At 72.7% G+C, this 9,848-nt stretch carries 12 protein-coding genes; 2 read left to right on the top strand and 10 right to left on the bottom strand.

What is annotated here, in order from left to right; all coding sequences use genetic code 11:
- Window positions 1–29: 29 nt before the first annotated feature.
- The 5 genes from amaP to ACFU5K_RS21355 are packed head-to-tail and all read right to left on the bottom strand — an operon-like array spanning window position 30 to window position 2,360.
- On the bottom strand, window positions 30–608 hold the full coding sequence (amaP, locus tag ACFU5K_RS21375; RefSeq protein WP_384063979.1) for an alkaline shock response membrane anchor protein AmaP: 579 nt from the start codon (window positions 606–608) through the stop codon (window positions 30–32).
- A 5-nt stretch (window positions 609–613) separates the two neighbouring features.
- Window positions 614–1,300 carry a DUF6286 domain-containing protein gene (locus ACFU5K_RS21370; RefSeq protein WP_384063976.1) on the bottom strand — a complete coding sequence of 229 codons (687 nt, stop codon included), beginning with the start codon at window positions 1,298–1,300 and terminating at the stop codon, window positions 614–616.
- On the bottom strand, window positions 1,297–1,650 hold the full coding sequence (locus tag ACFU5K_RS21365; protein ID WP_384063974.1) for an Asp23/Gls24 family envelope stress response protein: 354 nt from the start codon (window positions 1,648–1,650) through the stop codon (window positions 1,297–1,299). The genes ACFU5K_RS21370 and ACFU5K_RS21365 overlap by 4 nt, the downstream gene beginning before the upstream one ends.
- The gene (locus tag ACFU5K_RS21360) at window positions 1,647–1,838 is read right to left on the bottom strand and encodes a hypothetical protein (protein WP_329036125.1); all 192 of its coding nucleotides are present in this window, start codon (window positions 1,836–1,838) and stop codon (window positions 1,647–1,649) included. The genes ACFU5K_RS21365 and ACFU5K_RS21360 overlap by 4 nt, the downstream gene beginning before the upstream one ends.
- 30 nt (window positions 1,839–1,868) lie before the next feature.
- On the bottom strand, window positions 1,869–2,360 hold the full coding sequence (locus ACFU5K_RS21355; RefSeq protein WP_384063971.1) for an Asp23/Gls24 family envelope stress response protein: 492 nt from the start codon (window positions 2,358–2,360) through the stop codon (window positions 1,869–1,871).
- A 95-nt stretch (window positions 2,361–2,455) separates the two neighbouring features.
- On the opposite strand from ACFU5K_RS21355, the gene ACFU5K_RS21350 reads away from it, so the two are divergent.
- On the top strand, window positions 2,456–3,157 hold the full coding sequence (locus tag ACFU5K_RS21350) for a hypothetical protein (RefSeq protein ID WP_384063970.1): 702 nt from the start codon (window positions 2,456–2,458) through the stop codon (window positions 3,155–3,157).
- A gap of 45 nt (window positions 3,158–3,202) precedes the next feature.
- Here the strand turns inward: ACFU5K_RS21350 and ACFU5K_RS21345 are convergent, their stop codons facing one another.
- The 3 genes from ACFU5K_RS21345 to ACFU5K_RS21335 form a co-directional block, all read right to left on the bottom strand.
- Window positions 3,203–3,994 (bottom strand): enoyl-CoA hydratase/isomerase family protein, encoded by a 792-nt coding sequence (locus ACFU5K_RS21345; RefSeq protein WP_384063968.1) that lies wholly within the window; start codon window positions 3,992–3,994, stop codon window positions 3,203–3,205.
- Between the two features lie 149 nt (window positions 3,995–4,143).
- Window positions 4,144–4,365: a helix-turn-helix domain-containing protein gene (locus tag ACFU5K_RS21340; RefSeq protein ID WP_006123601.1), complete on the bottom strand. Its 222-nt coding sequence runs from the start codon at window positions 4,363–4,365 to the stop codon at window positions 4,144–4,146.
- 359 nt (window positions 4,366–4,724) lie between these two features.
- Window positions 4,725–6,323 (bottom strand): ABC-F family ATP-binding cassette domain-containing protein, encoded by a 1,599-nt coding sequence (locus ACFU5K_RS21335; RefSeq protein WP_384063965.1) that lies wholly within the window; start codon window positions 6,321–6,323, stop codon window positions 4,725–4,727.
- Between the two features lie 410 nt (window positions 6,324–6,733).
- Here ACFU5K_RS21335 and ACFU5K_RS21330 point away from each other — a divergent pair, with 410 nt between their 5' ends.
- The gene (locus ACFU5K_RS21330) at window positions 6,734–7,144 is read left to right on the top strand and encodes a VOC family protein (protein WP_384063963.1); all 411 of its coding nucleotides are present in this window, start codon (window positions 6,734–6,736) and stop codon (window positions 7,142–7,144) included.
- Window positions 7,145–7,172: 28 nt separating this feature from the next.
- Here ACFU5K_RS21330 and ACFU5K_RS21325 read toward each other — a convergent pair whose 3' ends face one another.
- Both ACFU5K_RS21325 and ACFU5K_RS21320 read right to left on the bottom strand, forming a co-directional pair.
- The gene (locus tag ACFU5K_RS21325) at window positions 7,173–8,471 is read right to left on the bottom strand and encodes a hypothetical protein (RefSeq protein WP_384063988.1); all 1,299 of its coding nucleotides are present in this window, start codon (window positions 8,469–8,471) and stop codon (window positions 7,173–7,175) included.
- A 185-nt stretch (window positions 8,472–8,656) separates the two neighbouring features.
- Window positions 8,657–9,790: an alpha/beta hydrolase gene (locus ACFU5K_RS21320; protein WP_384063961.1), complete on the bottom strand. Its 1,134-nt coding sequence runs from the start codon at window positions 9,788–9,790 to the stop codon at window positions 8,657–8,659.
- Window positions 9,791–9,848: the final 58 nt, after the last annotated feature.

Genomic DNA, 9,848 nt, shown 5'->3' with positions numbered 1-9,848 from the left:
GCGTTTGCCGGGCCCGCGCCGGCGGTACGTCAGTTCACCCGCTCCGCACGGTGCTTGACCGCCTTGAGCCGGACCTCGGCCGGGAGCTCGTCGAGGCCCGCCGAGGCCCGGGCGTGAGCGAGGGCACCCTCGGAGATGTCCCGCAGTGTCGGCCCCGGAGCCGCGTGCGGCTCCAGCAGCACCCGTAGCCGGGCCCGCGGTGCGGTCCGCCGGCCGGTCAGCGTGGCCTTGGCGTCGGACACCCCGTCCAGCGAGGCCGCCTCGCCGCCCAGGACACCTTCCAGCGCCTTGCCGCGCAGCAGCGCGCCCTCGCCGTCGCCGCTGTCCACCAGGATCTCCGCGAGGCGCCCGCGGCGCATCTGGGCGAGCAGCCACCAGAGCGCGAGGACCACCAGGACGGCGAGGACAGCGATGACGGTGGGCCACCACCAGCCCTCGTCCCGCCACCGGTAGCGGTCACCCCTGCTCAGCAGTACGTCGTTCCTGCCGTCGTACGGCCACCAGGACGGCAGGGAGAGGCCGAGCCCCGCGACGAGGACGCCCCCGCCGACGACGAGGAGCACGAGTCCGGCCAGGCCGGTCAGTATGCGGTTGCACTTTCCGATCACGCGCTTCACCCCTTCTTCGCCGGTCGGCGGACGCGGACGGACAGACCGGGCTGCCGGGCCAGGCCGAGGTCACGGACGGCCTGGCCCAGGACGGTGTCCAGGTCGGTCCTGATGTCGTCGAGCTCACGGAAGTGCGACTGAGCCCGCACGGTCGCCTTGCGGCGCTTCATCTTCACCCGCACGGACTGGACACCCGGCACTTCCACGGCCCGGTCGCGCAGCACCATGGCGGCGGCCTTCCGGTCGAGCCCGGCGCGGACACCGGCGTGATCCCGGCGCATCGGCAGCAGCGCCCGGAGACCGGGCGTGAGGGCGAGGAGGAGCAGCCAGAGCCCCAGCGCGGCCGCCACGGCGGAGCCCGTCAGTACCCATACGTCGTCGAGGTGACGACTCGCAAGGTCGTCGGCGAGCGTACGCCGCCACTGCATGGCCGGGCGGCCGGCCCGTACCGCCACGATGTCGTAGAGCAGGATTCCGGCGCCCCCGAGGACGACCAGCGCCACGAGGACGGCGGGAATCCTGCGCTGGGCCCAGAAACGGCCCGCCCGGCCGCCGGGCCGGTCAGGTGCGGCGGTGGGTTCGTAGGACGAGCCGGACGCGGACTGTTCCGTGGCGAGTACGCCGCCGTCATCCCCCGACTCGACCGTGGGCAGTCGCTGCGTGCTGTTCTCCGGGTCGTGAGGCTCGCTCATCGGGTGCTCCCCTCCGGTGCGATGCCCGCTCCCGGCAGATGCAGCCGCTCGACCTGCACCGCCACTTCGGGCACCTCCATTCCCGCCAGTGCTCTTACCCGCTCGGCCACCCGCCGACGCACCTCGCCGCACTGACGGCCGATGTCGCCGGGGTAACCGAGGTCGAGGCTCACGCGGACCCGGGCGGTATCGCGGTGCACCGTGACGGTGGCGCGCGGCGCGGCGGCGCCCGGTGCCCGCACGCCGACGGCCTCCTTCGCCGCCTGCGCGGCGATCTTCGCGACGACCCGGTCAGCGATCCGGGTCTCCCCCCGCTCCGCGGCGGCGACCCGGCCTGTCACCGCCGTCACCTTCGCCGGTCGCCGCGATCGCGACTGCGGAAGAAGTCGCCGGGTTCCAGGTCGCCGTCCGCGAAGCGACCGGCGATGAAGCCGATCGCCCCCAGAGCGGCCACCAGCAGAAAGGCCCCGAAGCCGCCGAAGTACCCGGCGAATCCGAGAGCCATGCCGGCCAGGAGGCCGGCCACAGCCATGCTCATCGTGTGCTCCTCAACTGCCGCGCGGGAGGTCTACTGGAGTCGTGGCTCGGACTCGTCCTCGTCCTCCTCATCGGGCAGCTTGACGTCGCTGACGGCGATGTTGACCTCGACGACCTCGAGGCCGGTCATCCGCTCGACGGCCGCGATGACGTTCTCCCGCACCTCGCTGGCCACGTCACGGATCGACACGCCGTAGTCGACGACGATCTCCAGGTCGAGCGCTGTCTGCGACTCCCCGACCTCGGCCTTCACGCCGCGGGTGACCGACTTGCCGCCACCGGGTACACGGTCGCGCATGGCGCCGAACGTCCGGGAGAGGCCGCTGCCCATCGCGTGGACACCGACCACGTCCCGTGCCGCCAGTCCGGCGATCTTCTCGACCACGCCGTCGGCGATCGTGGTGCGGCCCCGGGTGGCCGGGGCCCCTCCGCCGCGCTTGGCGAACTGGCTCTGCCCTCCCTCGTCCCCGCCGGACGTGCTGCCGGGGCTGTCGGGCCGGTTCCGCTGTGGGGTCTCGGTCATCGCCGCTCTTCCCTTCGGGACAGGGGGTGAACTTCTGTAGCCCACAGTAAGTGCGCTTACCCCATCCCGCGCCGTGGATGGGGCAGGGTGGAGCAATGACAACGGCTGACAGCCCCCGAAGGGCCGACGGATGGACCGCCGCGGTACGCCAGCGGCTCGGCCTGGGCCGGTTGCTCCCTCTGGGCGAGCCCTCCGACGGCTCGTGGATCGCCGAGCGGGCGGCGGCGGCGGTGCTCCGGGACGCCTCGTCCGGTTCAGGCGCGGTGCTGGGAGTACTGAGAATCGACTCGGCCCACGCGGATGACCGGCCGGGACCACCGCCGGTGCCCGGTCCTCCCGGCGCTCTGCCGCACGGACCGCTGCGGATCGAGGCCGGGTTCTCCGCCACGGCCGGACGACCTCTCACCGACACCGCGGACGCGTTGCGCGAGGCGATGCTGACGGCTGCGGCCCGGCGGCTCGGGCTGGTCGTCGACGAGGTGGACCTGCGGGTGACGGATCTGCTGGAGCAGGAACCCGGGCCTGCGCCCCGGACCGCCGTCGATCTGCACGCGGCACAGGCGGAGGGGGCCGCCGGGGCGGCCGCGGCAGGGGTCCCCGGCGTCGTCTCGCTGACGCGGGTGCTGGGCGCCCCGGTGCAGACCGGGGCCGGGCACGTCCGGGTCGAGCTGGCGACGGCCGGTGAGTACCGGGCGCTCGATGTGGCCCGTGGGGTGCGAGGGGCGGTGGCCACGGCCGTGGAGGGCGACCCGACCGTGGCCGTGCTGGTCACCGCGGTCGTCGTGGGGAAGAACTGAGCGTGCCCCGCCCGGACGTCCGCCCTGGCGGGGCACACCGGTGATTCAGTCCGAGAGGCCGGCGAGGTCGCGCAGCCGGCGGCCCTGGGCCGCGCGTTCGGCGACGCGCTGCTCCTCGTAGGTCCGCGTGACGGCGCCGCTCAGCAGCGCCTTGGTCTCGACGACCGCGTCGCGCGGGGCTGCGAGCAGTGCCGCGGCGAGGTCGTGCGCGGCGGCCTCCAGCTGGTCGACCGGGACCACGAGGTTGGCGAGGCCGGTGCGCTCGGCCTCTTCGGCATGGACGAAGCGGCCCGTGGCACAGATCTCGAGTGCGCGCGCGTATCCCACGAGGTGCACCAGGGGGTGCGAGCCCGTGAGGTCGGGGACGAGCCCCAGGCTGGTCTCGCGCATGGCGAACTGGACGTCCTCGGCGACGATCCGCAGATCGCAGGCCAGGGCGAGCTGGAAGCCGGCACCGATGGAGTGGCCCTGGACGGCCGCGATCGACACGATGTCGTTGCGGCGCCACCAGGTGAACGCCTCCTGGTACTCGGCGATGGTCGCGTCGAGTTCGGCCTCCGGCCCCCGTGCCATGTCGAGGAAGGACGGCTCACCGTCGAAGCCTTCCGGCGTGAACGCCTGCCGGTCGAGGCCCGCGGAGAAGGACTTGCCCTCGCCGCGGAGCACCACGACCCGCACGCTGCCGGGGAGCGCTCGTCCGGCCTCTGTCAACGCCCGCCACAGAGCGGGAGACTGAGCGTTGCGCTTGGCCGGGTTGGTGAGCGTCACGGTGGCAACCGCGTCATCGACGGTGAGCCGTACGCCGTCCTTGTCGAACACAGAGTCGAGCGAGGTCATGGAGGCCTCCGGATCGGGTGCAGTCAGCACTTACTGGCAAGTAACTGAACAGTAACCACCCGGACGGCCTGTCGGCCGACCGGGTGGCACCCGATGTTCCGGTGGAGCTCCGGGCCGGGCGTGAGCCCGCCCCTGACCGCCGACGACCCTCAGGCCGAGGCGGCCTTCTTGCCCCGCGTCGCTCCGCCGCGTCCTCGCAGCGTCACTCCGGACTCGCTCAGCATCCGGTGGACGAACCCGTAGGAGCGGCCGGTTTCCTCGGCCAGCGCCCTGATGCTCGCACCGGAGTCGTATTTCTTCTTCAGGTCTGCCGCGAGCTTGTCACGCGCGGCGCCGGTAACCCGGCTGCCCTTCTTCAGAGTCTCGGCCACCCGTGCCTCCTCAAGGAAGTGCGCTCTGGACTTCTCATGATCACCCCTCCCGGGCTTCCTGGCCACCCATTCGGCAAGGTACGTGCACCGGATTACGCGTCCGGAAGTGGACGACCACAAGCGGAATTCGATGTTCCAGAGCGGTTCCGGGCCTACGGGGACCGGGATTCCGAGAAACGGGCAGGTCAGGGCCGTACGGGGTGAATGGCCGAAAATCAGTGCGCCCGGCAGCTATCTACCGAGCGCCGCGCCGGAGTACGAGACCCGCTCACCCAGATGATGGATCACCGATGGGCCGAATGATCGATACGCATGGGATCACCGGGCCCCGAGCGGGATCAGGAGGCCCCTCGGCGGGATCAGGCGAGGGCGACCAGGTCCCGGTAGTCGGCGCCCCAGAGGTCCTCGACCCCGTCGGGCAGCAGGATGATCCGCTCCGGCTGGAGCGCCTCCACGGCACCCTCGTCGTGGGTGACGAGGACGACGGCGCCCTTGTAGGTGCGCAGGGCCCCGAGGATCTCCTCGCGGCTGGCCGGGTCGAGGTTGTTCGTGGGCTCGTCGAGCAGGAGCACGTTGGCGGACGAGACGACGAGCGTGGCCAGCGCGAGCCGGGTCTTCTCGCCACCGGAGAGCACTCCGGCGGGCTTGTCCACGTCATCCCCCGAGAACAGGAACGAACCGAGCGTCTTGCGGACCGCGACGAGGTCGAGGTCGGGCGCCGCGGAGCGCATGTTCTCCAGGACCGTGCGCTCCGGGTCCAGGGTCTCGTGCTCCTGCGCGTAGTAGCCGAGCTTGAGGCCGTGGCCCTGGATGATCTCGCCGGTGTCGGGCTTCTCCGCGCCGCCCAGGAGACGGAGCAGAGTGGTCTTCCCGGCACCGTTGAGGCCGAGAATGACGACCCGGGATCCCTTGTCGATGGCGAGGTCCACATCGGTGAAGATCTCGAGCGATCCGTAGGACTTGGACAGGCCCTCCGCCATCAGCGGGGTCTTGCCGCACGGCGAGGGGTCGGGGAAGCGCAGCTTGGCGACCTTGTCCGAGACCCTGACGGCGTCGAGTCCGGCGAGGAGCCGGTCGGCACGCTTGGCCATGTTCTGGGCGGCGACGGTCTTGGTGGCCTTCGCGCGCATCTTGTCGGCCTGGGCGTTGAGGGTCGCGGCCTTCTTCTCGGCGTTCTGGCGCTCGCGCTTGCGGCGCTTCTCGTCGGCCTCGCGCTGCTGCTGGTAGAGCTTCCAGCCCATGTTGTAGATGTCGATCTGGGCGCGGTTGGCGTCCAGGTAGAACACCTTGTTGACCACCGTCTCGACGAGCTCGACGTCGTGGGAGATCACGATGAAGCCGCCACGATAGGTCTTGAGGTAGTCCCGCAGCCAGACGATCGAGTCCGCGTCCAGGTGGTTGGTGGGCTCGTCCAGGAGCAGGGTGTCGGCATCCGAGAAGAGGATGCGGGCGAGCTCGACACGGCGGCGCTGACCACCGGACAGGGTGTGCAGGGGCTGGCCGAGCACCCGGTCGGGCAGGCTGAGCGCGGCGGCGATGGTGGCGGCCTCGGCCTCGGCGGCGTATCCGCCCTTCGTCAGGAACTCCGTCTCCAGGCGCTCGTACCGCTTCATGGCCTTTTCGCGGGTGGCACCCTTGCCGTTCGCCATCCGCTCTTCGTTCTCCCGCATCTTGCGCAGGATCTCGTCGAGCCCGCGGGCCGAGAGAATGCGGTCGCGGGCCAGGACCTCGAGGTCACCGGTGCGGGGGTCCTGCGGAAGGTAGCCGACCTCCCCGCCTCTGGTGATGGTGCCGCCGGCCGGTGTCCCCTCCCCGGCCAGGCACTTGGTGAGGGTGGTCTTGCCGGCGCCGTTGCGCCCGACGAGGCCGATGCGGTCGCCCTTGGCGATACGGAAGGAGGCGGACTCGATGAGGATGCGGGCGCCGGCGCGCAGCTCGATGCCGGAGGCGGTGATCACGGAAATACTCCAGGGCGGTATGGACGGCGGAGGGACAGCGGGCTCACGACTCGACGCCGTCTAATGCACAAGGAGAATTGCCATGGGACTCAGTCTACTGGCGGTGCCGACCTGCTGGTCCGCATGCTCCTTGCCCGCCACGGCTCGGTGGCAAGGGCGGCATCGACGGCCTGCGACGGCCGGATCGAGGAGAGGGTCCGGGGTGGCGCGAACCCGGACTCCCGGACGCTCCCTCGTCGGCACGGCGGCGATGGCGGTTCACCACCGGTTTCCGCACTAGGGACCCCGGCCGCCGCGACACCTTCGGCAGACATCGCCGCCTGCCGCCTCCCTGTTGCCGGTCACCGATGGAAGACTGAGACGCAGATCACAGCGAAACCGCGCAGACGAGCACGAGGAGGGCGAGCCTGATGGCACGCACGGACGGCGTCCCCACGATCTATCCGACGATTCTCTACGACGACGCGAAGGCCGCGATCGAGGTGCTCACCCGGGCCCTGGGCTTCACGGCCGAGGCGGTGCACGAGGGCGAGGACGGCAGCGTCGTGCACGCCGAGCTGGCCTGTGGCAACGGCAGGGTGATGCTCGGCTCCAAGGGGCGCGGCGGCGTCTTCGCCTCGGCGATGGCCGGCGCCGGACCCGCCGGGGTGTACGTGGTGCTCGACGAGGTGGACGAGCACCACGCGCGGGCGGTGGAGCACGGCGTGGAGATCCTGATGCCGCCCACCGACCAGGACTACGGCTCGCGGGACTACATGGCCCGGGACCCGGAGGGCAACGTCTGGAGCTTCGGCACCTACGCTCCGGGGGCCTCCGGCTGACCGCCCCCGGAGCGCGCGTCCAGCGCCCTCACTCCCCGCCGGTGTGCACCTGGAACGCCGCGCGGCGTACGGCCTTGGCGAGGGCCGGGTCCGGGTGGGCCGCCGCCAGGGCGACCAGCACCTGGACCGTCCGCGGGTGTCCCACGGCCCGCACCTCGTCCAGCAGCGCCGGGACCGTTCCCTGGACGGCTGAGTCGAGGTGGCGGACGAGCAGCCCCGTCTCACCGTGGTCGGCCACCGCTGCGGCGGTGTCCACCCAGAGCCAGGTGGCCTCCTCGCGGCTGAGGACGTCCTGGGCGTCGTCGGGGTCGCAGCCCTCGTACTCCGCGAGCCACAGCAGTGCGTAGGGGCGCAGCGGCGCCTCCGTGACGACGGAGCGTACGACGGGCTCGGCGGGGGCTCCGACGACGCGCAGCGCCTCGAAGGCGAGGCCGCGCAGCAGGGCGTCCTCGCCCCGGGCGACGGCCAGGAGCTCGGTGACGGCGCTGCCGACCGTACGCGCGGCGAGCCAGGCCCGGTACTCGGCGCGGGCCGGTCCCGGGGTGAGCCGCGCGCAGCCGAGCAGCATGTCGGCCGCCGACTGCTCGATGTTGCCGGCCGGGCTCTGGGCGGCGACGCAGATCTGCTCCAGCTTGACCCAGACCGCCCAGTTGCCCAGGGGTGTGAGGGTGGCCTGTCCGGTGCCGAGGGTGAGGGCGCCGACGGACGCGAGCCCTTCCAGGGCCCAGTCCAGCAGCAGCGCGTTCAGCTCGGTCGGGCTCCCGTCGGTGGGGGCGGACTGCTCCGGCGGGCCTGACGTCACCTCGCAGCGCTCGTCGTGCAGTTCCGCGACCCGCTGGCCGAGCAGGTCCAGGAGCGCGGGCACGGCGACGGGGCCCGCCGAGAGCTGCAGGAGCGAGAGCACCTGGGGCACGGCCTCGACGGCCTCCGCCACGGCGGTGGCCTCGATGCCGTCGGGCGAGGCGTGGACGAGCGACCAGGCGTCGAAGAGTGCCACCCAGCCGCGGAGCACCGCGGAATCGTCACGGTCCCACGCGCGCAGCCGCCAGCCGGGCCGCGCGGTGTCGCCGTGGAGCTCGATGAGCCCGGCCAGCCTGGCGCGGTCCCATCCGGTCCTCACCTGGGCCGGCGGGAGCTCCAGCGCCGCCGCGGCCCGTTCCAGGGCGCCGGCGGCGAGGGGGGCGGTTCCCGCGCTCGCGCCGTCCGCCGCCCACAGGGCGATCCGGACGGCGTCGGCGAGTACGGCCCTGGCCTGCCGCGCCAGCTCCGCGGGGGGCGGTGTGCCCTCGGGCGGGCGGGGGGCCGGCCTGGTGCGCCGGGTCGTCACTGCCTTGCGGGCGGTCGCCTGGGGTCGCGGGCGGACAAGTCGCAGCCTGGAGTCGCGCGGGGTACGGGACGTCACGGGGAGCAGTCTTGCCTCTGACGGGCCGAAAGCCCAAACGGAAGCCGCACGACCGGGGTTCGGGGAGCTTTCCGACGGGGTCACCAACCGGGCCGTTCCGGCCCATCAGCTCACATCAGGGGCGTGAGGAAGCGCCTGAGCGCCTCCTCGTAGCCGGCCGGGTCCGCGTTCCACATCGCCGCATGCGGAGCGTGCGGTACAGGGTGCAGCGTCACCAGGTCGGGGCGGCGGGCGGCAAGCTCCTGCGACGGTCGCCACGGGGCCAGGGTGTCGTCGGGGCCGTGGAAGACGAGAGTGGGGCAGTGCAGGGCGAAGGGCACCGAGGTGTCCAGCAGCGGGGCCCCGCGGAGGCCGGTCTGACCCTGCGCAGCCCGGACGGCGAGCGGCAGCAGTCCGGCCGGGATGCCCCGGGCCCGCGCGAGGGCACGCAGAGTGGCCTTCCAGTCCATCACCGGCGAGTCGAGCACGAGGCCGCGGATACGGTCACGGAGGGCGGAGCCGACGGCGGCGTGCAGGGCCATCGTGGCGCCCGAGGACCAGCCGTGCAGGATGACGCTCTCGGCCCCGTAACGCACGGCGTAGCGGATGGCCGCGTCGAGGTCGCGCCATTCGGATTCGCCGAGGTGCCCGAGTCCGCCCGGGGAACGCGGGGCGCCGGGGTCGCCGCGGTAGGCGAGGTCGAGCACGGGGAGCTGCTGGGCGTGGAGGTAGCCCAGCACGTTCAGCGGGTGCTCCCTCGTGGTGCCGAGGCCGTGGACCGTGATGACCCAGGTGTCGCGGGCGCCGGGGACGAACCAGGCCGGCAGGGCACCGAGCTCTCCGGGGACCTCGACCTCCTTGTACGCGAGGCCGAGGGCGGCGAGCGGATCGCCGCGGTGGACCTCCGGGGTGAGGCGGACCCGGGCGCCCGGCTTCAGGCTTCCGAGGTTCACACGCTCCAGCCGCCGTACGACGGTGTCAGCCGAGCCGTCGGCCGCCTGGTCGACGACCGGGCCGACGACCGCGTGGACGTCCCGTGCGGTCAGGCCGTAGACGCCGGGGCGCAGGGCTGCGAAGGAGCGGGTCAGTGTCACCTGCCCGGCCGCCGTGGCGTGCACGGTCATACGACGGTCGGAGGGGAACGGACGCGGCGGCGACGGCGCCCCCAGGGCGGCGTCGCTCGCGTACCGGCCGGCGGCGACCGCTGCCGCGCCGGCTCCCAGGATCGTGGTGGCGGCCGCTGCCGCTGCTGTTGCCGGGCGCACGCCCTCAGTGTCCCGGGCCGGGGGCCGCACTGCCAGCGGGCGGGGTCCGTACGGTGCG

Origin of the sequence: Streptomyces sp. NPDC057428 (genome assembly GCF_042803195.1) — a bacterium.
Taxonomy (GTDB): domain Bacteria; phylum Actinomycetota; class Actinomycetes; order Streptomycetales; family Streptomycetaceae; genus Streptomyces.
Note: the sequence above shows the minus strand (reverse complement) of the source record. Positions and strands in the feature narration are given on the sequence as shown.

Excerpts from the sequence above, each read along its gene's own strand:
- ACFU5K_RS21350 (WP_384063970.1), top strand. The coding sequence starts at position 2,456 with ATGACAACGGCTGACAGCCCCCGAAGGGCCGACGGATGGACCGCCGCG.
- ACFU5K_RS21360 (WP_329036125.1), bottom strand. The coding sequence starts at position 1,838 with ATGAGCATGGCTGTGGCCGGCCTCCTGGCCGGCATGGCTCTCGGATTC.
- ACFU5K_RS21330 (WP_384063963.1), top strand. The coding sequence starts at position 6,734 with ATGGCACGCACGGACGGCGTCCCCACGATCTATCCGACGATTCTCTAC.
- ACFU5K_RS21345 (WP_384063968.1), bottom strand. The coding sequence starts at position 3,994 with ATGACCTCGCTCGACTCTGTGTTCGACAAGGACGGCGTACGGCTCACC.
- ACFU5K_RS21370 (WP_384063976.1), bottom strand. The coding sequence starts at position 1,300 with ATGAGCGAGCCTCACGACCCGGAGAACAGCACGCAGCGACTGCCCACG.
- ACFU5K_RS21355 (WP_384063971.1), bottom strand. The coding sequence starts at position 2,360 with ATGACCGAGACCCCACAGCGGAACCGGCCCGACAGCCCCGGCAGCACG.